24 protein-coding genes are annotated in these 24,269 nt (G+C 52.3%); 10 read left to right on the forward strand and 14 right to left on the reverse strand.

The window, feature by feature from the left end:
* Window positions 1-471: 471 nt before the first annotated feature.
* From Q0835_RS20755 to Q0835_RS20775, 5 genes are all read left to right on the forward strand, one after another.
* Entirely contained in the window at window positions 472-1,491 is a 1,020-nt protein-coding gene (locus Q0835_RS20755) for an amino acid ABC transporter substrate-binding protein (RefSeq protein ID WP_298820648.1), read from the forward strand.
* 228 nt (window positions 1,492-1,719) lie between these two features.
* Window positions 1,720-2,925, forward strand: a complete 1,206-nt coding sequence (locus Q0835_RS20760; protein ID WP_298820890.1) for an amino acid ABC transporter permease — start codon at window positions 1,720-1,722, stop codon at window positions 2,923-2,925.
* Window positions 2,926-2,938: 13 nt separating this feature from the next.
* Window positions 2,939-4,090 (forward strand): amino acid ABC transporter permease, encoded by a 1,152-nt coding sequence (locus tag Q0835_RS20765; protein ID WP_298820645.1) that lies wholly within the window; start codon window positions 2,939-2,941, stop codon window positions 4,088-4,090.
* Window positions 4,091-4,159: 69 nt separating this feature from the next.
* Window positions 4,160-4,963 carry an amino acid ABC transporter ATP-binding protein gene (locus Q0835_RS20770; protein WP_152501981.1) on the forward strand — a complete coding sequence of 268 codons (804 nt, stop codon included), beginning with the start codon at window positions 4,160-4,162 and terminating at the stop codon, window positions 4,961-4,963.
* A gap of 21 nt (window positions 4,964-4,984) precedes the next feature.
* A complete protein-coding gene (locus Q0835_RS20775; RefSeq protein ID WP_298964021.1) occupies window positions 4,985-5,683 on the forward strand; it encodes a TIGR02117 family protein in 699 nt (232 codons plus the stop codon).
* On the opposite strand, the gene Q0835_RS20780 is transcribed toward Q0835_RS20775, so the two are convergent.
* A complete protein-coding gene (locus Q0835_RS20780; RefSeq protein ID WP_298964022.1) occupies window positions 5,680-6,327 on the reverse strand; it encodes a TetR/AcrR family transcriptional regulator in 648 nt (215 codons plus the stop codon). The two genes, Q0835_RS20775 and Q0835_RS20780, sit on opposite strands and share 4 nt — an antisense overlap.
* A 71-nt stretch (window positions 6,328-6,398) precedes the next feature.
* Between Q0835_RS20780 and Q0835_RS20785 the strand changes: the two genes are divergently transcribed.
* Window positions 6,399-7,211 (forward strand): HD domain-containing protein, encoded by an 813-nt coding sequence (locus Q0835_RS20785; RefSeq protein ID WP_298964023.1) that lies wholly within the window; start codon window positions 6,399-6,401, stop codon window positions 7,209-7,211.
* A gap of 279 nt (window positions 7,212-7,490) precedes the next feature.
* Window positions 7,491-8,837, forward strand: a complete 1,347-nt coding sequence (locus tag Q0835_RS20790; protein ID WP_298964024.1) for a globin-coupled sensor protein — start codon at window positions 7,491-7,493, stop codon at window positions 8,835-8,837.
* A gap of 18 nt (window positions 8,838-8,855) precedes the next feature.
* Here the strand turns inward: Q0835_RS20790 and sseA are convergent, their stop codons facing one another.
* The 8 genes from sseA to Q0835_RS20830 all read right to left on the reverse strand — a co-directional run bounded on the left by sseA (window position 8,856) and on the right by Q0835_RS20830 (window position 15,916).
* Window positions 8,856-9,701 carry a 3-mercaptopyruvate sulfurtransferase gene (gene sseA, locus Q0835_RS20795; RefSeq protein ID WP_298964025.1) on the reverse strand — a complete coding sequence of 282 codons (846 nt, stop codon included), beginning with the start codon at window positions 9,699-9,701 and terminating at the stop codon, window positions 8,856-8,858.
* 9 nt (window positions 9,702-9,710) lie between these two features.
* Window positions 9,711-10,184: a GFA family protein gene (locus Q0835_RS20800; RefSeq protein WP_298964026.1), complete on the reverse strand. Its 474-nt coding sequence runs from the start codon at window positions 10,182-10,184 to the stop codon at window positions 9,711-9,713.
* A gap of 21 nt (window positions 10,185-10,205) precedes the next feature.
* A complete protein-coding gene (locus tag Q0835_RS20805) occupies window positions 10,206-10,922 on the reverse strand; it encodes an alanyl-tRNA editing protein (RefSeq protein WP_298964027.1) in 717 nt (238 codons plus the stop codon).
* Between the two features lie 109 nt (window positions 10,923-11,031).
* Window positions 11,032-11,949 (reverse strand): NAD(P)/FAD-dependent oxidoreductase, encoded by a 918-nt coding sequence (locus Q0835_RS20810; RefSeq protein ID WP_298964028.1) that lies wholly within the window; start codon window positions 11,947-11,949, stop codon window positions 11,032-11,034.
* Complete coding sequence (locus tag Q0835_RS20815) at window positions 11,949-12,593, reverse strand: LysE family translocator (protein WP_298964029.1); 645 nt, start codon at window positions 12,591-12,593, stop codon at window positions 11,949-11,951. The genes Q0835_RS20810 and Q0835_RS20815 overlap by 1 nt, the downstream gene beginning before the upstream one ends.
* Window positions 12,594-12,720: 127 nt before the next feature.
* Window positions 12,721-13,221, reverse strand: a complete 501-nt coding sequence (locus Q0835_RS20820; protein WP_298964030.1) for a hypothetical protein — start codon at window positions 13,219-13,221, stop codon at window positions 12,721-12,723.
* A gap of 116 nt (window positions 13,222-13,337) precedes the next feature.
* The gene (gene cls / locus Q0835_RS20825) at window positions 13,338-14,852 is read right to left on the reverse strand and encodes a cardiolipin synthase (RefSeq protein ID WP_298964031.1); all 1,515 of its coding nucleotides are present in this window, start codon (window positions 14,850-14,852) and stop codon (window positions 13,338-13,340) included.
* 29 nt (window positions 14,853-14,881) lie between these two features.
* Window positions 14,882-15,916, reverse strand: coding sequence for a cysteine synthase A (locus tag Q0835_RS20830; RefSeq protein WP_298964032.1), 1,035 nt, complete (start codon window positions 15,914-15,916; stop codon window positions 14,882-14,884).
* 317 nt (window positions 15,917-16,233) lie between these two features.
* On the opposite strand from Q0835_RS20830, the gene Q0835_RS20835 reads away from it, so the two are divergent.
* Window positions 16,234-16,890, forward strand: a complete 657-nt coding sequence (locus Q0835_RS20835) for a ChrR family anti-sigma-E factor (RefSeq protein ID WP_298964033.1) — start codon at window positions 16,234-16,236, stop codon at window positions 16,888-16,890.
* Window positions 16,891-16,957: 67 nt separating this feature from the next.
* Entirely contained in the window at window positions 16,958-17,764 is an 807-nt protein-coding gene (locus tag Q0835_RS20840) for an SDR family NAD(P)-dependent oxidoreductase (RefSeq protein WP_298964034.1), read from the forward strand.
* A gap of 35 nt (window positions 17,765-17,799) precedes the next feature.
* Here the strand turns inward: Q0835_RS20840 and Q0835_RS20845 are convergent, their stop codons facing one another.
* From Q0835_RS20845 to Q0835_RS20865, 5 genes are all read right to left on the reverse strand, one after another.
* Entirely contained in the window at window positions 17,800-19,032 is a 1,233-nt protein-coding gene (locus Q0835_RS20845) for a cyclopropane-fatty-acyl-phospholipid synthase family protein (protein ID WP_298964035.1), read from the reverse strand.
* Window positions 19,033-19,051: 19 nt separating this feature from the next.
* Complete coding sequence (locus tag Q0835_RS20850) at window positions 19,052-19,903, reverse strand: DUF1365 domain-containing protein (RefSeq protein WP_298964036.1); 852 nt, start codon at window positions 19,901-19,903, stop codon at window positions 19,052-19,054.
* Window positions 19,900-21,195 carry an FAD-dependent oxidoreductase gene (locus Q0835_RS20855; protein WP_298964037.1) on the reverse strand — a complete coding sequence of 432 codons (1,296 nt, stop codon included), beginning with the start codon at window positions 21,193-21,195 and terminating at the stop codon, window positions 19,900-19,902. The genes Q0835_RS20850 and Q0835_RS20855 overlap by 4 nt, the downstream gene beginning before the upstream one ends.
* Window positions 21,196-21,479: 284 nt before the next feature.
* Window positions 21,480-22,079 (reverse strand): hypothetical protein, encoded by a 600-nt coding sequence (locus Q0835_RS20860; protein WP_298964038.1) that lies wholly within the window; start codon window positions 22,077-22,079, stop codon window positions 21,480-21,482.
* 1,067 nt (window positions 22,080-23,146) lie between these two features.
* Window positions 23,147-23,623, reverse strand: coding sequence for a MarR family transcriptional regulator (locus Q0835_RS20865; RefSeq protein ID WP_298964039.1), 477 nt, complete (start codon window positions 23,621-23,623; stop codon window positions 23,147-23,149).
* Window positions 23,624-23,878: 255 nt separating this feature from the next.
* On the opposite strand from Q0835_RS20865, the gene Q0835_RS20870 reads away from it, so the two are divergent.
* On the forward strand, window positions 23,879-24,106 hold the full coding sequence (locus Q0835_RS20870; RefSeq protein ID WP_366142388.1) for a hexameric tyrosine-coordinated heme protein: 228 nt from the start codon (window positions 23,879-23,881) through the stop codon (window positions 24,104-24,106).
* Window positions 24,107-24,269: the final 163 nt, after the last annotated feature.

The raw sequence follows: 24,269 nt of genomic DNA on the forward strand, positions 1-24,269 counted from the left end.
TCACTGAAGATGTCGTACTTCAGTACCTTGAGAAGCACATCGATAATCCTACCGGCATCAGCCGGTAGTGGTTTAGTCATTCGCCCTTCGCCTGCAACCGGGTTTTCGCACTCCAGAGTAGTAGGTGCGACTGACAAAACTCAAACTAAAGTTAACGGTGACGCTACGGGAATTAAATGGATTGAACTCTTTTTGGGCATTGAATGATTTCGTTTTAGACATGTTCGTGTTTTGTGCAGCTGTTTCGGTGGCAATTGTTCCAAGGCACTAGAATTTTGAAGAGATAACTGCAGCAAGTACTTGACCCGAACGGCTAAATGCCATCGTATGGGGTCGTTGGGTTGGGACGGAAGACTTCTGGAGGAAACAGTCAGCAAGGCTGCATACTGTCCGGAAAGCGAGACAGGGAAGACGTCTTCCGAATAAGCCCGACAAGACAAAGTATGGGTAACAAATAAAGGCTGCATATCCATGTCCAATAAAATCCTTCCGCTCGTACTCGGCGCTGCCATGGGAGTCGCCGCAACGACGGCTGCAGGTGCAACGACGCTGGAAGACGTCAAGGCAAAAGGTTTCATTCAGTGTGGCGTGAGCCAGGGCCTGCCGGGTTTCTCTAACCCGGATTCACAGGGGAACTGGACCGGACTTGACGTTGACCTTTGCCGCGCAATGGCTGCTGCGGTATTCGGTGACGCATCCGCTGTTAAATTCACTCCGCTGTCCGCTAAAGAGCGTTTCACCGCTCTGCAGTCCGGCGAAGTTGACGTTCTGTCCCGTAACACCACGTGGACCATGTCCCGCGATACTCAGCTGGGCCTGAACTTCGCTGGTGTGAACTACTATGACGGTCAGGGCTTCATGGTTCGCAAGGACCTTGGCGTCACGTCCGCTCTGGAGCTCTCCGGCGCTTCCGTGTGCACCAACACCGGTACGACGACTGAGCTGAACGTTGCAGACTACTTCCGTGCGAACAATATGCCGTACGAAATCGTCGCTTTCGAAAAAGCTGACGAAGTTGTTGCTGCATATGACGCTGGTCGTTGCGACGTTTACACCACGGATGCTTCCGGTCTGTACGCTCAGCGTCTTAAGCTGGCCAACCCGGGCGACCATATGGTTCTGCCGGAGATCATCTCCAAAGAGCCTCTGGGTCCGGTTGTTCGTCAGGGCGACGATGAGTGGTTCAACATCGCGAAGTGGACCCTCAACGCAATGCTGAATGCTGAAGAGCTCGGTGTTACGTCCGAAAATGTTGATGAAATGAAGGCCTCCGACAACCCGTCTATCAAGCGTATGCTTGGTGCAGAAGGCGCGTTCGGTGAAGCTATCGGCCTGTCCAATGACTGGGCTTACAACATCATCAAGAACGTCGGTAACTATGAAGAGTCCTTCAACGCAAATGTTGGTCCGGACACTCCGCTCGGCATCTCCCGTGGTGTTAACGCACTGTGGAACGCCGGTGGCTTCATGTACGCTCCGCCGATCCGCTAATCCTCTTATGATTTGAGGATTTTAGGGGTTCCGGCGGTTTGCTGCCGGAACCCTCAATAAATTCCGCGCATCAAAACTGGAATAATCCAGTAACGCGTGGGGGAACAATCTGCTTTCGCCGACTGGGGAGCGCAACAGCGCAAGACGTGAAGCAGATATGGACACGTTGGAGGTGAGGCTTCGAGCCGGGCTCTTTCGTGACAACTTGGGCGAGGTTCTATGTCAGTAATGGAGCAGGACTCGGCGGGGGCGCCGGCGCGTGCTTCGCTGTTGAACGATCCCAAAGCCCGTGGCCTTTTTTACCAATTGGTATTGATCGTCGCGTTGGTGACTTTGGGATACGTCATCGTTACGAACACGATAGCCAACCTGGAACGGCAAAACATTGCCTCAGGTTGGGGATTTCTAGAAAACACTGCCGGTTTCGGCATTATTCAGTCTTTGTTTCCCTATTCGGAAACATCAAGTTACGGCACGGCCCTTCTGGTCGGTCTCTTCAACACTATTCTTGTCGCCGTTGTCGGCATCTTCTTCGCCACGATCTTTGGCTTTGTCATCGGGATTGCACGGCTCTCCAACAACTGGGTCATCAACCGGTTGGCATATTGCTATGTAGAGCTTGTCAGAAATGTCCCTCTGCTGCTGCAGATCTTTTTTTGGTACTTCGCGGTTTTGCGCGCTGTTCCAGGAAAGCGGGAAAAGTGGTCGCTGTTTGACACCTTTCACCTGAACATTGGTGGCATGAGATTGCCGAAGCCGATCTGGGAAACTGGTTCCCATATGATCGGTATTGCGCTGATCGTGGCCATCATCGCATCAGTTGTCGTTTCCAACTGGGCCCGCAAGCGTCAGGAAGCCACTGGGCAGCAATTTCCGATGTTCTGGACTGCTGTTGGCCTCATCGTCGGTCTGCCGTTCATAGCATATCTGGTTATGGGCATGCCGATGTATTGGGAGCATCCCAACTTCGTTGAAACCGGGCCGATCCTGCGTCGCGGTTTTGAGTTGAATGTCGGCATCAATGTCATTCCGGAGTTTCTGGCTCTGACGGCAGCTCTTGCGATCTACACCGCCGCCTTTATCGCTGAGATTGTGCGTGCAGGCATTCAGGCGGTCTCGCATGGCCAGACGGAAGCCGCTCATGCACTGGGGCTGCGCAATGGTCCGACCTTGCGTCTGGTCGTCATCCCGCAGGCAATGCGCGTGATCATTCCGCCGCTGACCAGTCAGTATCTGAACCTGACCAAGAACTCTTCTCTGGCGGTTGCCATTGCCTTCCCGGACCTCGTGTCCGTCGGCGGCACGGTTCTGAACCAGACAGGTCAGGCAATCGAAATCATCGGTATCTGGATGGCAGTTTACCTATCGCTCAGCTTGCTCACATCCGCCTTCATGAACTGGTACAACCAGCGCATGGCGCTCGTGGAACGTTAAGGAGCGCTTGATCATGTCAGACACAAAAATGTTCCATATAAGGACCGAGGAGGCGCCGCTGTTGCCGGCGCCGGTCTCGACCACCGGTGTTATCGGATGGATGCGGCAGAACCTGTTCTCATCCATAAGCAACACCATTTTGACGGTCATCGGCATTCTGATTGCCTATTCGATCGTGGCGCCCTTCATCCAGTTTGCGATTGTTGACGCAGTCTGGAACGGTGAAAACCGCGAGGCGTGCCTTCCGCAGGATGGTGCGCATGGCGGTGCCTGTTGGGCTTACGTTAAGGCCTATTTTCCGCAGTTTATCTACGGTCGGTATCCGACAGACGAAATCTGGCGGGTGAATGTCGTCTACGCGTTGTTCGTTCTGCTTCTGGTGCCGCTTGCCTGGCCGAGCGCTCCGTTCAAGCGTACCAATGCGATCCTGTTTCTGGTGGTCTTCCCGATCGTGGCCTACTTCCTGTTGACCGGTCTGGTCATTGGTGGTTCCGTGATCTTGCCGATCGTTGAAACAGCCCGTTGGGGAGGGTTGCTCGTTACGCTCGTCATCGCGGTGACGGGTATCGTTGCCTCGCTGCCCCTCGGGATTGCGCTCGCGCTCGGTCGTCGGTCAAAAATGCCGATCATCAAGATGGTCTCCATCATCTTCATCGAGTTCTGGCGCGGTGTCCCGCTCATCACGGTTTTGTTCATGTCTTCCGTGATGCTGCCACTGTTCCTGCCGGAAGGCGTAACCTTCGACAAGTTGCTGCGCGTTCTGATCGGCGTGACACTGTTCTCTGCTGCTTACATGGCAGAAGTGGTTCGCGGTGGCCTACAGGCTATTCCCAAGGGGCAGTATGAAGGTGCGATGGCACTGGGACTGCGGTTCTGGCCGATGATGTATCTCATCGTTTTGCCACAGGCCTTGAAACTGGTGATCCCGGGCATCGTGAACACGTTTATCGGTCTGTTCAAAGACACCACGCTGGTCTTGATCGTCGGCATGTTCGATCTGCTTGGTCAGATCCAGTCGTCCTTCACGGATCCGACCTGGTCGACACCAAGCCAGGGCCATACCGGCTATCTCTTTGCAGCCATTGTGTTCTTCATATTCTGCTTCGGCATGTCGCGGTACTCCATCTTTATGGAGAACAAACTGCACACAGGACACAAACGCTAGGACCGAGTTTCCGGGGCGCGCGCCAGACCGCAGCGCCCCGGCCAAAAGACACTCATGGAGTAAAGTCTCATGACTGAGAATGCAGTAAACCCGGAAGAGATCGCCGCCGATCGTTCCAAGATGCAGATTTCCGAAACGGATGTCGCAATCGAAATCAAGAACATGAACAAGTGGTATGGTGACTTCCACGTTCTGCGTGACATTCATCTGAAGGTGATGCGCGGCGAGCGGATTGTCATTTGCGGGCCTTCTGGCTCAGGCAAGTCGACCATGATCCGTTGCATCAACCGTTTGGAGGAGCACCAGGCCGGGCAAATCATTGTCGATGGCATTGAGCTGACGGACGATCTCAAGAAGATCGACGAAATTCGTCGGGAAGTCGGCATGTGTTTCCAGCACTTCAACCTGTTTCCTCACCTGACCATCCTTGAAAACTGCACGCTGGCTCCGATCTGGGTGCGCAAGATGCCGAAGAAGGAAGCTGAAGACATCGCGATGCACTACCTGGAACGCGTCAAGATCCCTGAACAGGCCTTGAAGTATCCAGGGCAGTTGTCAGGTGGTCAGCAGCAGCGCGTGGCCATTGCGCGATCCTTGTGTATGAACCCGAAGATCATGCTCTTTGATGAGCCGACGTCTGCTCTCGATCCGGAAATGATCAAGGAAGTGTTGGACGTGATGGTCGGTCTTGCCGAAGAAGGTATGACGATGCTTTGTGTGACCCACGAAATGGGCTTTGCACGGAAAGTCGCAAACCGCGTGATTTTCATGGACGCGGGCCAGATTGTTGAGCAGAACGAACCTGAAGACTTCTTCACCAATCCGCAGCATGAGCGGACGAAACTGTTCCTGAGCCAGATCCTGCACCACTGACATGGGCTGGAATTGGGAAGAATGTTTTTACTGATCAGGCGTGCCATAGGAGGTCTATGCCTGGTTTGCATTCTACTGGTAATACTGATGGGTCTCGGAACGCTTGTTCCGAGACCCTTTTTTGAGTCAATCCAGACAGAGGCCCGTGAACCGGATAAGAAACGGACAATTCTGGTGCTGTCCAATCCGATCCATACAGACATTGCTCTGCCTGCCGACCCGGATGTTCTTGAGGCCTTTTCATTCGTCTCCGACACTGGGTTGGCGCTCGATTTTCAGGGTGTTTTCTGGGTTGTCTTCGGTTGGGGAGGGCGATCTTTCTATGTTGAGACACCAACCTGGGGGCATCTCAAGCCTGGCCCGGTGATCGATGCGCTGACCTGGGACAAGTCAGTCATGCATGTAAGGAGAACAGGGCCCATAGCGGTTGAGTTGGAAAGCGTCCGCGAGGTGCATCTTTCAGAAATCGAATTTGACCGGTTGCTGGACAGCATCAGGTTGAGTTTCGAGTTGGATAAAAACGGCGATCCGATACCCATACCGAATGCTGCATATGATGCACACGATATTTTTTTCTCCGCCAAGAGCGGTTTTAACGCTTTGCTTGGCTGCAATACCTGGACCGCCAGGGTTCTTCGAACCGCGGGTCTGCAAACGGGAACCTGGACACCCCTTCCGATGACCCTGAATTGGTCACTGGACTTGCACAATCATTTTTAGGGGTGGCGGTCGTCATCAGATAAAGCTGAGGCCTGGGCGGATATCAGCCTGTCGACGGCGCTGGAAGACAATCGCTTCAGTTTTTCAGGGTTCTCTCCAGCACGCGCGCGGATCGACAGTCCGTGGAGTACCAGCGCCAGGTGTTGCGCAATTTCTTTCGCATGAGCTTCACGCACCGCGCCTTTGGATTCTCGCAAAATCAGGCGCGCAAAACCGGTGTCCATACGCAGAAGAACATTTCCAAGCGCCAACTGAAAATCCGAGTCCTGCAATGCTTCCGAAGGGAGCGTGGATATTGCAAGGCATCCATGGGCGGCACCGGTAAGGTCACTCTTCCCGGTGTAAAGATCCACTGCAGCCGCCATGATGTCTTTCATGCGTGCATTGACGCCAGTCGCTCGAGAGCCTGCATCACGCAGATGGGCTTCCATACGATCTGCGAAGCGCTCAATCGATTTCAGAAACATGTCTTTCTTGGTGCCGAATGCAGCGTAGAGACTGGGTCTGTTAAGTCCCGTTGCCTCGGCGATCTGGTCAAGGCTGGTTGCCGAATATCCATGTTGCCAGAAGACCTGCATGATCAGATCAAGGGTTTGTTCTTCATCAAATTTTCGCGGACGGCCGCGTTTGGTGAGTGTTTTCATTTTTTACCGTTTCGCACAAAAAGTTCGACATGTCTATTTATGTGCGATACGGTACAAAAAAGGAGAGCCGCATGAACATAAACTGTGAACCCGCAATATCGAACGACCATATGGGCACCGTTGCGTGGGGTAAACGCCTGGGTGATTTCAGTCATGGGCGTCTCACGCGCCTGGAAAAAATTAAGGTTTTGGGTAATCTCGGCCGGATGGCTTTGCTCGAGACCGTTGATGCTCTCAAGGAGCGGGCAGGGCTACTAAGTGCGTTTGGAACGGATCTCGATGGTCTGCAGCCACCAGACACAGCACTCACCCGAGATGCATTTGATTTCGCAGATGATGTCCAGGGCATGGAACTAATGCGTCACAGCTGGCGCACTTACTATTGGGCGGTGTTGTTTGGAAAACGTGCGGGGTTGGATACGGACCTTGAGTTGCTGTTTTCGGCGGCCATTCTGCACGATGTTGGGCTTGCAAGAGACAGGGCATCGGAACCGGGTGATTGTTGTTTCGTGGTTTATGGAGCGGATCGCTGCAAAGAGCATTTGGTGGGCAAAGGACATGATCGGGCGAAAATCAGGAAAATCGCCGATGCTATCGGTTTGCATTTGAATGGCTACGTCAGCAAACGGTTACACGGCGTCGAAGCGCATTTGCTTTCTCGTGGCGCCATGTGTGATGTTTTCGGCCTTGGGCGCCGGAGGCTGTCGAGTCTCACCCAAAAACAGATTTTTGCTGAGCAGCCAAAGGGAAACCTGATCGACGACCTTGAAATTTGGCCTGGTCATCATCTTGCGGGAACGCGAGCGGACTTTCTCATTCGGCTCAACCACAAAGACAAGAGCACGTCCCAGCACCGTAGAAAAATGCAACCAAAGGAAGTTTAGGCAGCTGGTGGAAATTGCGAGCGCTAGCTATATGAAATCGGTTATTTGTTGTCTGGAAAGCTTCATCTAAAACGAATCGAAAGCGCAGAAAACTGCCAAAACGAGTGAGTAGAATCTGGTTGTGTCAAGGTAGTATCTAAATTCTTGATAACGAAAATTGACAGTCATCAATTGATGTTTTGCTGCGAAACTATTGTGAAAAATATCCATTAAAAATACAATTTATGGTTTATTCAGTTTTGCACGGTGAAGTTGTGTTGGTTAGAGGGGTTATCCAACATGCAATCCGTGACAGACGAATTTGCGATCCGACTAGAATTTGCACAGATCGACCAAAGCACGATCAGAACTCTTCAAAAAATTTGGCCGGTGATAAGGCCGGCATTGGATTCGATCCTGGATGATTTTTATGTGCATCTGAAGGGACAGTCAAAACTGGCTGAACTGGTAGGAGACATGCAACCGCGCCTGGTCTCGGCTCAAAAGAGCCATTGGGAAAAGCTTTTCTTGTCGGGCTTTGACCAGGACTACCAAGACAGCATCAACAAAATAGGCCATGTGCATTGTCGTATTGGATTGGAACCCAGGTGGTACATTGCTGGCTATAGATTTGTTCTGACGCGCCTTCACGCGGGGCTTATTAAAAAATATCGCCACGGGTTCAGCGATGTGAACCATTTGTTGGATGCAGTGACAACGGCCGTGATGCTCGATATGGAATTGGCGATCTCGACTTACGAGGAACGGTTGCTGCAAATTCGGGAAGCACAAACCGCTCGGTTGAACGAAGCGATTGAAAGCTTTCAAGGTAAAGTGCAAACGCCGCTGGAGGACGCTGACGAGGGTGCTCGGATCGTCGCCGGTCAAGCGGAAGAATTGACATCTGTGTCGGCGTCCGCATTGGACCAGGTTTCTGCAGCGGAAGCGGCGGCAAAGAACACCAGCTTAAGTGTCCAAACCGTCGCAAGTGCCACGGAAGAACTTTCCAGTTCGATACAGGAAATAGCCAAGCAAATAACGGGTGCATCTGAGATCGCCAGTCAAGCAGCAGGTGGAACCGAGCAATCCAGTCTCAAGGTATCAAGTCTCGCAGGTGCAGCTCAGAAAATTGGTGATGTCGTGGGTCTCATCCAGGCCATCGCCGAGCAGACAAACCTTCTCGCTCTCAATGCGACGATTGAAGCTGCTCGAGCTGGAGATGCAGGACGCGGATTTGCAGTTGTGGCAAGTGAGGTGAAGACGCTGGCAGAACAAACCGCCAAGGCGACTGAGGAGATCAGCCAACAAGTTGCGGAAATCCAGTCATCGACAGAAAGTTCCGTTGCTTCAATTCATTCGATTTCGGAAGTCGTCAGGCAGTTGGACGAAATGACCGCGTCAATCGCTGCTGCTGTCGAGGAGCAGGGGGCGGCAACCAGGGAGATATCCGAAAGCATACAGTCGGTGTCTTCGGGGGCTAAGGAACTCGACGAAAATATATCGGGCGTCGGCATGGCCATTGGAACGTCCGACAAGGCGGCCGCCCAGTTTTTGCAAGCAGCTGAAAAGGTCAACACCAGTGCCAGTTCAATTTCATTGGAAATCAGAGCCTTCTTCGAGGAGCTGAAAGCGGACACGGGAACTTGAGAAGCAAACTTGCCGCAATCAGTCCGTATTGGTGGCAACGTCAACGTCTTCACGGCTTCCCCATTCCGCCCAGGAGCCGTCATAGAGAGCTAGGTCCCGTGTTCCCAAAATAGAAAGTGCCAGGGTCAATATTGCAGCAGTTACACCTGAACCACACGTCGTCGTCACGGGTTTTTCCAGGTCTATGCCAGCATTTTGAAAGGTCGTTTCGAGGCTGGCTCGGTCATTGAAAGTACCATCTTCACTGATCAATTGGGTGAAAGGCAGATTGAATGCCCCTGGCATGTGGCCAGAACGCAGCCCAATACGGGGTTCCGGGGCCCTGCCATTGAAGCGGTCGAAAGACCGGGCATCGAGAACCTGCCTGGAACCTGTTTCAAGGGCAGCTTTGATGCCGGCAAGATCTGCCACCGCACCGTGGTTCAGACGCGATGTGAAATGGCTCTGAACCCGCCGTTGTTCCTTGTCTTCTTCGGCACGTCCTTCTGCCCGCCATTTTGGAAAACCGCCGTCCAGCACGAAGACCCGTTCTGCGCCCATTGTTCGCAAGGTCCACCAGACGCGAGGGGCAGAATAAAATCCGAAATCATCATAAACGACCAAGGTTTGGCCATCACCAATTCCCAGCTTCCGCATCGCGGATGAAAAGACATGCGGGGCGGGCAGCATGTGCGGAAGCTCGGAATTCTTGTCGCAGATTTCGTTGACATCGAAGAAGACCGATCCCGGAATATGGGCGTTCGGATAGACCGGTGGCGCATCAGGGTGGGTAACCGGAGGCATCCAGGCGTTGACCACTACCAAATCGGGTGAAGTAAGGTTGTCGGCAAGCCATTGGGTTGAAACAAGCGGGTGTTCGGTCATGAGTGCATCTCAGTCTTCGTAAAGGCCGTGGGATTTGTGCCAGTCTTCAATCGAGAGGTCTGGATAACGCTGAAAGTGCACATGTCCGGGACCGTCTGGCACAACAATCCAGTCAGCTTTGAATTCAAGCATCATGTGCAAGGTTTCAGGCGGAGTTGGCAATGGTGTGTCTATGGCCCCAGCATGAGGGTGGATCAGATCCGGCCAGCGTGGATCCCAAAGCCAAAGATGCGAGCCACAGGACTTGCAAAAATGTCGCTCTGCGGGGCTCGCCTTGCCATCGACAACAGCGCTGTAGACACCCTTTGCATCAGCCCCAAGTATTTCCAGGCTGTTGGCCTCTGCCAAGAGGTTTATAGCATAGCCCCCACTGCCACCGACCTTCCGGCAGATGGAACAGTAACAGCGCATATAGGGGTAAGGCGTTTTGCTCTCCATCTCAAATCTGATGGAGCCGCATTGACAGCTGCCTGATAGTTTCATGTTGCTATCCAATCAGGGTGATCAGTCCACCAGACGAATTCGTACACGTCTGTTCTGCTTGCCCTTGTTCTCAATCTTTCCGAGCGCCAGCTCACCAATCTCCGAAGTTCGGCTGACATGCGTTCCCCCACAGGGTTGCAGGTCTATATCAGAACCGATCCTGACCAGACGCACTTTGCCCGAGCCCTTGGGAGGTTTCACAGACATCGTTTTGACGAGGCCAGGATTGGCTTCGAGTTCAGCATCTGTGATCCATTCACTTGTCACCGTGTGATCACGTCCCGCCAGATTGTTCAGTGCTTCCAAGAGCGTGTCCTTGTCGATGGTTTCAGTGCCCATGTCGAAATCAAGCCGACCTTCAGTGTCGCCAATCTGCCCACCTGTAACAGGAAAAGGTAGAGCCACTGAAAGAAGATGCAGCGCGGTGTGCATTCGCATGAGGCGATAGCGCCTGGGCCAGTCTATGTGTGCTGTCACGATCGATCCTTCAGGAGGGACAGCCTGACCTGCATTCGGCACGTGGACGATTGTCGTCCGGTCATCGTCAAAAACTGTTGTGGCAATGTCGATCCGGTTGCCATCGTCAAGCTCCAGGTATCCGCAATCGCCAGGCTGGCCTCCGCCTGTGGCATAAAATACGGAGCGGTCCAGCAAAATGCCGCCCCGCTCATTTATGCCGGTAACCTTGGCTTCGCATGTTCGTAGATAGGCGTCGTCACGAAACAAAGGTGTCGTCATGTGTGTATCCCGATATTCCCGACTAGTAGATCATCAGATGCCGTATGGTGTGGCAATTGGATTCGGATAGAGTTGCCCGTCGCGCGAGCGTGGCTCAGGCTACTGCATGTCATTTTTTGAAACTTAGATCCATAACAATGGCCGCTGCTGCCATGTTTCCCATATGCAACGCTGTTGGCGTATTCTGGTGACCGGCATAAATCATGTCTCCGGCCGCATAGATGCCGGCCACGGAAGTTCTGTAACCCTCATCGACACCAGCATAGCCGTCAGGTGTGAGCTGCAGATCCAGCGCTTTGACCACATCCGTCTGTCTCTGAAAAGGATATACCAGCATGCAGTCGATAGCGATTTTGTGCCCATCGGAAAATACCGCTTCAACCAGCGATCCGTCTTTGCCTTTGACCGTATCTGGGAGCGTGTCACATATAATGATGCCGAGACCTTCAAACTGAGCACGACGCTCTGCCGTCAGATGCAGCGAAGGGTCTATAAAATATGTCAAATCAGTTGACCAATGCCGATAAACTTCGGCTGCATCGAGCACCTCCTGACGATCGGCGTATATGCCCCATCGCTTGTTTCTCCATTCATATCCATGGCAAAACGGGCAGTTGATTATGCTGGATCCCCAATAGTCGGCCAGGTTGGCAACTTCTGGAAAGATGTCGATCATCCCGGTCGCGAGCAGGACTTTTTCGGCAATAACAGAGGAACCGTCCACAAGGTTGAGTTTAAATCCGGTTTCGTGGATCTGAATTGCAGTTGCATCGCTATCTATAAAACGGGCGAACGGATAGGATAGAATGTCTTCACGTATTGAGGCGCGAACGTCTGCGGGAGAGTTGCGGTCCATGCCGGGCAGGGCAGCGACAAAAGGAGAGGCAGTGTTTCGAGGCGGTGTGCCTTCCGAAGAAATGACAGTCGTGTCCACCATTGACCGGGAGAGCGTTAGCGCACAGGCGAGCCCGGAAGGTCCGGAGCCCAGAATGGCAACTGTCGTTGTTTCTGTTTTGGAGGAAGGCATCAGTTATTTGTCTTTGCAATCAGGAGTTTGATTGCAAAACTGCCCATGATTCCGGCGAACGCCCAGTCGAAAAAGCGCATCGCTTTTGGAGATGACTTCAAAAAGTCAGCGAATGTACCGGCACCGAGCACCATCAGTGTACAAATTGGCATTCCGAGCAAAACAAAATAAGCGCCGAGAAACAGTAATTTTCCCACGGCATTCGGATCACTTGCGCTTATGAATTGGGGCAGGAAAGTCACAAAAAACAATACGATCTTCGGATTGAGTATGTTGACGCCAAGACCTTGCAGCCAGATCTGCAAAAAAGGTTGCGTCTTTGCTCCGGCAGACTCGATTGCGAGCGATGAGCCATGGCGAAGTGTTCGGTAGGCAAGCCAGATGAGATAGGCGGCTCCCACAATCTTCAAAAGAGTAAACGCAAGCTGGGAAGCAGCTAGCAATGCCGAAACGCCAACTGCGGCTAGAATAGTATGGATGACAAGGCCGACGGTAACACCGAAAACGGCGATTAGGCCCGCGCGGCGACTCTGTGTGAGCGTTTTGCTCATGAACAGGGTCATGTCTGGTCCGGGCGTTATGGTCAAGATCAATGCCGCAGCCGTAAAGGCGAGCAAAGTGGTCGTGTCCGGTACAAAAGTCATGGTTTTACCTGCGGTGCAACGGTTGCAACCCCGCCAACGTATCAGACAATAGGGGACGCTTGCACCTGCTGACCCTCTTACCTTTGCATCAGCCAGTCACGAACACGGACGGTGTTGCTCCGAACTTTCATCGACGCTTTCCGAATTGGGTTCGACGGGCAGCATGTGTTGGTGGCGGCGCTGCTGAACGAACCTGGTAATCAGGGCTGGGCAGTGGCGGCACTGTTGTCCTTGATCGAGATTTTGTACCAACCAGACTTCTGATGAGCACAATCAGTGCGAAGAGCGGAAGAGCGACCGCCGTTGCGATGCGGTTAAAGAGGTAGTCTTGCCCGACGTCCGAGGTAATTCCGCCCGTCGAATCTCCGCGCATCAGTGTCACGGTCTCGGGTGCTCCAAACGAAAGAAAGAAATATTGCTGATCCAACTCTTCTTGCTGAAAGACATAGTTGTAGCTGCAATGATGAAAGATGAACATACTAGACCTGCATCGCCGATTTTCAGTCGGTATGTAAGCAGGAGAGAGTGTTTCCGTTTTTAATTTCAAATCCTTGACGATGGATCCGTCCGTGAAAAAGAAAAACGGCCCTGCAAGCATTAGGGCGAGGAAAGATAAAAATACTCTCATGAAAACCTCAATCAAAAATGGATTGTGCAACCTGAATACAACCCATTTAAAATTGAATGAATCTGGTCTCACAGATTCCCTTAACGCATCAGTTTTTATGCCGGTCGGGGTGAAAATTACAAAATTGGCGACAAAAGACGGGCGCCCTGAGCCAGCACCTGAAAAACGTAACTGCGAGACTGAAAGGCGTCAGGCCAGGTCAGTCGGGCATTTTGAAAATCAGTTTCGAGCATGCTCTCTACGTTTCGAACTGTTCGTTCATGGGTGAACCAGAGCGTGAGTTCAAAATTGATCTGAAATGAACGATTGTCGAAATTTACTGTGCCAATTGAAACCAGGTCTTCGTCCATCAAAGTTACCTTCTGATGCAGGAAGCCCTCCGAATAGCGATACACCTTGACGCCGCGTTGCACGAGGATGTGCTCGTATGCATGGCTTGCCAACCACACCGTCCAGTGGTCACGCTTTTCAGGCAGCAATATGCGAACATCAACGCCGCGCATGGCCGCGGAACATAGCGCTGTTTGGACATCAAGCGACGGCACGAGATAGGGTGTTGTGATCCAAAATCGTTGTTTCGCCTGCGCGGCAGCCTCGACAAATGCGATGGCGCACTCTTCCAGTTTGTCGGCCGGCCCGGTCGGCATGACAAGAACGGATTCGTCTCCAGGCATAGGTATTTCGGTGACTTGGGGCAACTCGATGCGTTCACCGCTTGCCCAAAGCCAGTCTTCGACGAAGGACAGGGCGCAGGCAACCGCAGCAGGACCTTCAACGCTGACATGTGTGTCGCGCCAATGGCCAAACCATTTGCTTCGCCCGACATACTGGTCCGCAACATTGTGTCCGCCGACGAAGGCAACCCTGAAATCGGTAACAACCAGTTTTCGGTGGTTGCGATAGTTCAGGCGCATCGGTCCAAGCAGGCGCAAAAAACGGTGATTTTCGTTGAACCCGCAAACCTTGACCCCAGCCTCTTGCAGGCGAACGATGAATTCGTTCGAAAGTGAATGGCTTCCAACATCGTCGTAAAGAAAACAGACTTTCAATCCGTCCTTCGCACGAGCAATCAAAGCGTCGGCCATCTCCCGGCCGAGCTCATCGTCATGAATGGCAAAAAATTGGAAAAAGATACTATGGTTGGCCTCTTCGATGGCCTGTTTGATCGCCGAAAACGTAGCTGTTCCATCAATCAGGAGCCTTGTCTTATTGCCCGCCAGGAATGGAACACCGGCAACACGAGAAAGAACGGGCCAGTCCCTTGTTTCTTCGTGGTCTGTCAATCCAAGTTCGTCGGCGCGACGCGCGCGTTCAGCACGACCAAGCGTTGCCTGGATCTTCGCGTAGTCTGCAAAGGAGCGCCAACCAAAAACGAAATAGAGCGGCACAGTAATATAGGGAATGAAAAACAGGGACAGAAGCCAGGCGACGGATCCTTGGGATGTCCTTGAGTTCATGACCTCTCGAACGGCGCAAATACCTGCCGTTATATAGATCAACGCGACAAAAGCTGCGACCAGTCCAAGGTTGTTGGCAACCACATCCAGAATGCTGATATCCGTTACAGCATCCTGGATGACAGTCTCGGCCGCAGCTCCATCCCTATCCAGCGCTTGGGGTTCCGGCTCCATTTGTCGTCAATCTCAAAAGTGCAAGCTCGTCATGCAAACGGTGGGGCGATGTCAATGGTTCGCTCTAGCCAATCGGGGACAGGCAGTTTCTTCGATCTCAAGAACTCAGGGTTATAAAGTTTTGACTGATACCGTGTTCCGTGATCGCACAAGATGGTCACAATGGTTTTCCCTGGTCCCATTTCCTTGGCCAGGCGCCGCGCACCGGCAAGATTGATAGCACTTGAGCCGCCAAGAAGTAGGCCTTCTTTCTCGGCGAGATCGAACACCAGGGGCATCGCTTCCTCGTCAGGAATTGTATAGGCGTGGTCGATCTTGAGATCGCCGACGATTACCGTCTTGCGGCCAAGACCAATTCCCTCAGAGATCGAACCTCCCTCGGAAGCAACGGCCTCACCGGTTGTGAAAAGAGATTGCATTGCCGCACCACGCGGATCTGCACAACCGATGACGATGCCAGGCTTGTTTTCCTGAAGAAACTTCGAAACGCCGCCCAAGGTTCCGCCGGAACCAACGGCGCAAATGAACCCGTCTACCTTGCCGTCCGTTTGGGAAAGAATTTCAGGGCCGGTTGTCAAATAGTGGGCTTTGCGATTGTCCAGGTTGTTCCACTGGTCCGCGAAGATCACGCCATTTGGCTCGCTCTTTGCCATGTCCTCAGCAAGACGGCGGGCGACATGCTGATAGTTGTTAGGGTCCTTGAATGGCTTTGCAGGAACTTCGACGAGCTCTGCTCCGCAAAGGCGGAGCATGTCTTTCTTCTCCTGGCTCTGCGTTTCAGGAATAACGATGACCGTTCGGTATCCTCTCGCACTCGCAACGAGCGCAAGACCGATTCCGGTGTTGCCGGCAGTGCCCTCGACGATCACACCTCCCGGTTTAAGGTCTCCGCGAGCCTCTGCCTCCAAAATCATCTGACGCGCGGGGCGATCCTTGACCGACTGCCCGGGGTTCATAAATTCAGCTTTGCCAAGAATTTCGCAGCCCGTCTCATCTGAAAGGGCCTTGAGTCGGATAAGAGGCGTGTTGCCGATCGCATCAACAACTGAAACGGACACAGACATTTAATACTATTCCTGGCTGAATTGGGCAGTTCGAATGAACCGGCCAATAGTCTTGCGGTGAGCTTCGGACGCTAAAGCTCCTGAGGAGCTTGTTCAAGATTCTATGTAAGACTTTGGGCGTGGAATGCCACAAATGGCGGGAAACTCTCAGTCAAAATTTTCCGGAATGATTGAAAGTCGCCGCCGAGTTGTTCTCATGCCCATCTAGATCAAGATTTTGAATCGGGTATTTATGGTGTAGACAATGATCTAGAAAAGGTTGTTGCGCGTATTGGACACAAAGCAACCTGGGCTCGCGGAAATATATGAGAGCGGTAATGGAAAAAAATGTGACTGGGATGGATGAGCTGCTAGCCGGATATGCGGCTGGAAGTCTGTCCTATCCAGCACAAGCCCTCGTCGGCGCGCACTTGGAATTGAGCGACCGCAATCGTGGCTATGTTTCATCCCTGGAAACCCTCGCTGGGGTCGGGCTTGACGATGCCGCGCCGATTGATCTTTCAAATCGCGACGCGGCTTTGTCCGCAATTTTCAGTGGTGATGACACGCTGCTGAATGACAACGCCCCACTTTCGGGCGTGCATTCGGAAGACGCGAGTGATGTTCCCGAATCGCTCCTGTCTATTGTCGGAACTTCCATGGACAAGCTTCCTTGGAAAACGCTCCTTCCTGGCGTCAAGGAATGCAAGTTTGGTGAAATCGACGGCTGTGTGAGCAGTCTTCTGTGGGTGCGTGCCGGACGCGCAATGCCCTCGCATACACACCATGGAACCGAATTGACCCTTGTGCTCAAAGGCGGGTTCAGGGACGAGGACGGCCATTATGTTTCTGGCGATGTTGCCTTTGCTGACGGCGATGTCGACCACAAGCCCATCGCCGATGAAGGCGAAGACTGCATTTGCTTTGCTGTGACCGCTGGTCGGCTGGAGCTTACCGGACCTGTGGGCCGCTGGTTCGCACCTTTCATGCGATAATTTCACATATTCAGATCCACTCGCCAGGCGTTTTGCGTAAACAGTGTAAACGCTTGGAGAGTTCAACTTGAGAAATCAAAACTACGTTGCGAAACCCGATGACGGCTGTGCGTGGGTTACGGGCGCAAGTTCGGGCATCGGTAAAGAGCTCGCGCTTGATCTGGCCCGGTCCGGATGGACAGTGGCGGTCACTGCCAGATCTTCGAAAGAACTTGATGCACTTTCCGTCCAGGCGCAGAACCTGCCTGGTTCCATCCACCCTTATCCCGGTGATGTCTCTGATACGCAATCAATGTCCGAAATCTGTAAATCGATCCTGGCCGGTTTCGGAAAAATAGCCTTGATGATTGCCAATGCCGGCGTCTATCTGCCCCAAGATGGTCTGAAGGCGGAAGCATCTGCTTTCAAGAAGAGTTTCGACATCAATCTGATGGGCACAGTCAATGTCCTGTTGCCTGTGATTGAAGCGATGAAGTCGGAGGGAAGGGGGCAGATCGCCGTCGTTTCGTCTGTTGCCGGGTATAACGGCCTACCGACCTCTGCGGCCTATGGGGCCACCAAAGCAGGACTGATAAACCTCGCGGAGTCCCTGAAATTCGATCTTGATCGGGCCGGTATTCGAATTCAAGTCGTCAACCCGGGTTTTGTCGACACTCCGGCAACACGTTCAAACCCTTTCCCGATGCCGCATCTCATTACGGTTGAACAGGCGGTACAGAAAATTAGGGAAGGTCTGCAAAACAGCAAACGCTTTGAAATAGCGTTTCCTTCGATCTTTGTATTTCAGCTCAAGTTTTTGAAACTTTTGCCTTATCGGTTCTATTTTGCCTTTATGTCGCGCGCGACGGGTTGGAACAAAAAAGAGGCCGGGTAAGTCCCGGCCTTTTCATTTTTCCTGTGGGATATTGGTCAGGACGCTTTCACGTAAACCATCTGGCGTACATCGATGTTGCCTGACCTGAACCCGGCCTCACAATAGTGAAGATAGAACTCCCACAAACGCTTGAAACGCTCGTCGAAGCCAAGAGGGCGGATTTTGGGCCAGGCCTGGCGGAAACTGTAGCGCCACTCGGCCAGTGTGCGTGCATAGTCCTGACCGAAAATCGTCTGGTCTTCGAGATCGAGCCCGAGTGACTTGCCGATTTCTCTCAGTCTGCCAGGGGGGGGCAACATTCCGCCAGGGAAAATGTAGCGCTGAATGAAGTCGGTTCCGCGCCTGTAATCCTCAAACATCTTGTCTTGAATGGTAATGATCTGCAGACCTGCTTTGCCACCGGGCTTCAGACACTTGGAAAGCTGTTCGAAATAGGTCGGCCAGTATTTTTCGCCAACGGCTTCAAACATTTCGATTGAAGCTATCCGGTCGTAGACGCCGCGTTCATCCCGGTAATCCTGGAATACGACATCGACTTTCTCATTGAGGCCGGCCTTGTAGATACGTTCGCGCGCATAATCGAACTGTTCTTGCGAAATGGTCAGAGCCTTTACGTGGGCTCCAACTGTTTTTGCGACGTGTTCCGCAAAACCTCCCCAGCCACACCCGATCTCCAGGACCTGGTGCTCCGGACGAATGCCCGTTTGCCGAACAAGCGAGGCATATTTTTCTGCCTGCGCTTGCTCCAGATTGTTGGTTTCATTGCTATAAATTGCCGAGGAATAGGTCATCGAAGGGTCGAGCCATTCCTTGTAGAACGCGTTTCCAAGATCGTAATGCGCGGAAATATTCCGTTTCGATCCACGTTTCGTATTGGCGTTCAGCCAATGACGAAGAGAAAGCAGGAAGCGTGAGAACGGCCGACCTTGCAGGGCCTCCAGGGTGGATTCCTGATTGATGCAAAAAACCTCGAGAAAGGTCGTTACATCGGGTGACGACCAGTAACCGGCCATGAAGGCCTCACCGACCCCGACATCGCCAGCTTGCACGACCATTCTGAAAAAACGCCAGTTATGGATCTTCAAGACGCCGTGCGGCCCGGTTTCACGGCCCTCAATCAGATAACGGCGACCATCGGGAAACTGAACTTCCAAAGAACCATAGCGGATCTTGACTGCAAGATTTGCTGCCATTCGAGCGAGGCGGGGAGTGCCCTTCAACTCGCTGCGAAGGTTTTCTTGTGTCAGGACAATAGGCTCACTACTCATCGCAGAACCTCTTGAAATGTTATTCATTTGATGCCAGCGAGGCGTGGCGGTTGTGCCGGTCCGGCCCCCCATCCAATGCATCTTGCGCGGGCCGAGAGTGAAATGGTACACGCTTCCGCCAAATTTTAAAGGCTTCCCAATGGATGGCGGCCATGATTTTGAACGTCAGAAATGGAACCCGCAGGCATTCTCCAAGTATGGAAGCTGTCGTGAACTTCTTTCTTTCTCCGGAAAATGTTGCCGAAAGAATTGGACCTTTGGTGTCCTTTTCCAGAATGCGAACGCGAACGCTCTCGCCCGGAGGAAGCATCCTGAAAAAATAGGACTGCTGCATGCTCAGGAAGGGAGACACATAAAATTCTTTACGCTGGGTCTGCCGAACGCCGGCGTCGGACATCTGGCCCGTTTCCACGGGCAGAGCATAAGTGTGCAGACCTCCAAACGTGTTGCGCACTTCATAGACCACACCGGTCAGCGTCTCGTCTTCGTCGTAGGCGTAGTAGACACTCAAGGGGTTGAAGCCGTAACCAAACAGACGAGGATATGCCAGAAGCAATATCCTTTTGGGAGCGGCGATGCCCTGATCTGCCAAGAGGTTTTCTATGTGCCGTCTAAGACAGCTTCCATCACGCGGACCGTGGTCTTTCCGGTGAAACGACAGCAAGTTGAATTTGTCGACTGAAAAGAGCCAGCTGCGTCGCGACGCTTCCTCCAACCGGTCCAGGTCCAACAACATCGAGAAGACACGATAGTTGAACCTGTGCACCTTCGGTTTCATACGATGATGCATTACCGAACCAGGGTAGAGCGAGACGGCGCTCTCAGGCGCAGGCCCATTGTCGCGTAACCGATTGTTCCGCGATGAGGTCATTCGGCGGCTTCCAGAAACTTGTCACTGTCCTGACGTTCCCAGGGCAATTGTGCTCCAAGCGATCTGGCGACGCGCAGGCCGGACGAGAGCCCATCTTCATGGAAGCCATGGCCACCCCAGGCACCGCAATACCAAGTGTTCCTGACGCCTTGGATGTCCCCCAGACGTTTTTTTGCCGCCAACGCAGACGCATCGAATTGTGGGTGATCATAAATGTACTTGGCAAACGTCTTGTCTTCGTCCGGAGCTTCGAACGGGTTGAGCGTCACAAACACCGGCTTGCTCCGGTCAATGTTCTGAAGTCGGTTCATCCAATAGCTCACCGTTACGTCGCGTGTTTCTCCCGCTTCACGGTCTGACATGTAGTTCCACGACGCCCACACGCGTTTGTTCTTGGGCATCAAGGCCTCATCGCGGTGCAGGTAGACTTCATTCGGACGATACCGGATTGATCCAAGTATTTCGCGTTCTTCCGGGCTTGGGTCGCCGAGCATTTCCAGGCTTTGATCCGTGTGGCTCGCAAGGATCACATGATCAAACACATCCGTATGGCCGGTGGTGTCTGTGACGACAACTTGCCCGTCTTTCCGAAGGATCTTGGTGACAGGAGTTCCCAACCGGATTTTTCCCGCCAGGGGCGCGATCAGGCGGCTGACATAATTCCGGCTGCCGCCGGAAATCGTGCGCCAGAGCGGCCTGTCGGTGGAAAGCAGCCGATGATTGTCGAAGAAGGCGACAAAGCTTTCTGCAGGATAGGCGCGCATTTCATTGATCGGCGTCGACCAGATAGCTGCCCCCATCGCGAGAAGATAGTCATTGATGAAGCCGCTCGAATATCGTTCTTCTTCCAGATAGCCGCCGAGGGTCTTTCCAGAAAGGCGTCCGGCTTTCAAGTCTTCAACCGAAGCCTTGTTGAAACGAAATATGTCACGCAACATGCTCAAAAAGCGAGGGGAGAAGAGGTTCTTGCGCTGCGCAAATATGGAATTGATAGAGTCGCCTGACCATTCCAGTTGGCCGTTGTCAGCGGACAGAGCAAAGCTCATATCACTGATTTCACTGGCTACACCAAGATGATCAAGTAAGGCTGTGAAATTGGGGTAGTTAAGCTCGTTGTAGACAATAAAACCTGTGTCGACGGACATCTTGGTCCCGTCATAGTCAATGTTTTCTGTCGCGCTGTGCCCCCCAGGGCGGGTCCGCTTCTCATACAAAACTACATCGTGCCTATCGCTTAGTGCCCAAGCTGCGCTGTTTCCGGAAATACCGGAGCCGATGACGGCAATCCGCATGTTTGTTCCTTTTTGTGACTGGGCAGGCCTCTGAAGGTTCTCGCCATGGTGAAACTGTTTTTGTTTTCTTACCCACTTACGGCTCTCAAAGAAGCGCGGATCACGCAGGCCAATGAATTTTAATATATTTTTGTGATTGAGTTTGAACAACAAGGTTGCATGGGGGATCGACGTAAGGGTCGGCCTGACAACAAAAAACGCCCGATCAAAATTTGATCGGGCGATCTTTTTACCGGGTCAGCAAGCCAGACTTTCTCAGGCGGCTTGAGTAATGTGTTCGGCTATCAAGCCTGGATCGTATCCACAATCCAGTTCCAGGCAACCTCAACGCGGACCTTGGCGGCATCGAAGAATGCGACCACCTTGTTCCACACCATTTGTCCGAAGTCGGCAACATGAAGCATGGGGCCTGATTTCGGATCCGGCTCCTCGCCGGTCTCGATCAATTCGACCGTGGTGGCATCCAGCCCGTCACTGACGACACGGCGGGTCACGGTCAACGCCCCTTCGTTCACGAGCCTTGATTCATCTTTGCCGGCTACGACGGTATTCTGGTCCATCGCGCGAACAACAACAGCGCGTCCGTCAGGAAGCAGGTGTGTCTCGTTCGTGCTGACTTCTGAATCGTATATGACCTCGCCGTAAGAATCGATCAGTTCGACCCAAACCGCCTTACGGCCGTCAAGTTCGATTTCGCCAACCCAGATCGTGAGCTCACTTTCAAGTGGGTCCATTTGATCCAGTGAGGCCGACGCTACTGTGACCGCCAGACGGTCTTCAGGCAAATTTATCGTTTCCTGAGGTAACGGTGCCGCGGCTGCGCTTCCCGCCAATGCGAGGATGAGTCCAAGCGCAAATGTTCCTGCTCTGGTATTCCGTTGCATGTTCGCCTCCCAAGGCAAATACAACTCTATTTCACCGCGCCTGAGGCTTTGTTTTGGTCCTTTTGGACTCTTCAGCCTTTTCGGCAATTCCGTCTGTTGCGGATGCGCCCCAATCGCACGGTCACGATTTAGCCATTATCGCACCACAATCTCGCAATTAAGTGTAATAAAGATCACAAAATCGGTCGATTCCAGTTACTTTCAGTTAATAAGTGTGGTCCGAAGGGGTCAATTCAAGATGCGTCACGGGTTTGTGAGCTAAATTGACCTGTAAAAAATGACAATATACGTAGCGTAATCTTCTTGACTGTGACCAATTTACAATGGTCGATGACAGTAAGTTTTACGCAAATACGGGTCAGTTATCTTTACCTAATTTGCCATGGCTGTCTCAGTGCGGAGGCATTTCTTTGCCCGAGCAAAGGGCATGCTAGTGAGCACCATAGAAATCAAAAAGTCATCAAATGAAAACTCCGCCGGAAAGGGCCGGCGGAGCTGTCGCGGGAACACAAGATCGATGGGGAGACGTGTCATGATCCCGTTTGACCCTCTAAACCTGAGTTGCGGCGTTATTATTTCGGAGCCGCTTGAGTGTTCAGGCCGAAGGCGAAGTATCGATTTCGAAACGAATTTCTAGGTGTGTGGAGAAGAGAACCCACCTGCCAAATTTGTTCTACAAATTCAACAGAAATGAGTGCTCAGTCACATTCAACCCTGTCAGAACTAACAATGAAAAATCGGATGTGGATTTTTTGTGTCCATAATCTGGCAACTAAATCACGGAAAACAAAGAGGAATGAGATATTTGTTCAATGCTGTTGCATTTTTTTGCGGCCTTAATTAATTGCGCCGGAAAGTTAGGCGAAACTGAATTGTTTGCTGTTTTGTTGCATTTCAAGTCTTCAAAATCTAAGTCATTGCCCGTTTTCAAAACACCGGCCGGATTCCTTTGCAAGAATCTACACGGACAGATTGCAAAAGACATTTATCTCGTTCCTGAGAGCAAGGCGGCGCCTAAAGGAGTTTGAAGGTGCAGTCTCAGCGAATGCGCTCTTTGGTCGTCATAGCTAGTTACGAGCAATTTTTGCGCAGATTCGTATGACTTCTTGCGCTTCATCCGCGGACAAGCCGGTACGTTCAAATACGTCCAATGAAACGTCACAGCACTTGGCCCAGGCGCTATGGCCTTCGTTTGTCAGTGCAACGATTTTCTGGCGTTCGTTTCCTTCTTGAATCTCGCGGGTCAAGAGGCCTTTGACCTCCAGTCTACGAAGCATCGGTGTCATAGTAGCCTTTGATACTTCCAAGCGACTGGCAAGCGCAGAAATCGAGATTCCATCTTCTTCTGCCAATGCCATCAAAACCAGATATTGCGAGTAGGTAATGTCGTGGGCCTTGAGGAGTGTGTGGTAATGCTGTCCGACTGTGTTCGAGGCCGTGTAAAGGGCGAAGCACAATTGGTTGTCTAATCTAATCTTCGGTCTTTCATTCGATTTGGCTCGATTGGACAATGGGTTCAGGCCCTTGTTTTGGTGTGAAGCCAAATTGGTAACACCGCGGGAGATTCTTGCAAAACATTTTTGTTGCTAAAAGTTAGGTAGCATATTATTAGAAGGCATACAAATGCGAAGGTGCTTAGGTCAGTGAGAATGTTCCGGTCGCCGGCATGTTGCTGTTGCCGGACTTCCGGCCTTTCGTTGAAAGCTAATTTGATGCTGAAAAAGGGAAGCGCCTGACCTGAACCGCTATCGCATCGCCATTGAGCAACACAAATCAATCATGAACCGAGGGAGATATTCATGAGCTGGCTTCCGAGTTTGAAAACGGCCACACCAGAAGAGGGCTACAGCCTTGCAATAAAGATGTCGCGAATGGCGGTCAAACTGACCCAACCGGATGACGAGATCAGAAAGAGGCTTCGCGCCGATTACGCCAACAGTGCTGACAGCTTGACTATGGTATCTCAGGTTGTTGCGACAAATTTTCAAACCGTCGCCCAGGCAAACAACTACTGGAGCCAGTCCTGAACAAGGGCGTTGCAAAAGAGCGGACGGTTGTTCGATGACCGTCCGTTGAGTGTTTTGGTTTCAAGGCTTGAGCCCAAGCGCTGGTTTCAAAGAACACTTTGCTGAAGTAAACGCTCTGCCGGTGTCAGCGCGAATAAGCGAAGGTCAGCGGACAAGATGACGA

The organism is uncultured Roseibium sp. (assembly GCF_947499295.1).
In the GTDB taxonomy this organism is placed as follows: Bacteria; Pseudomonadota; Alphaproteobacteria; order Rhizobiales; family Stappiaceae; genus Roseibium.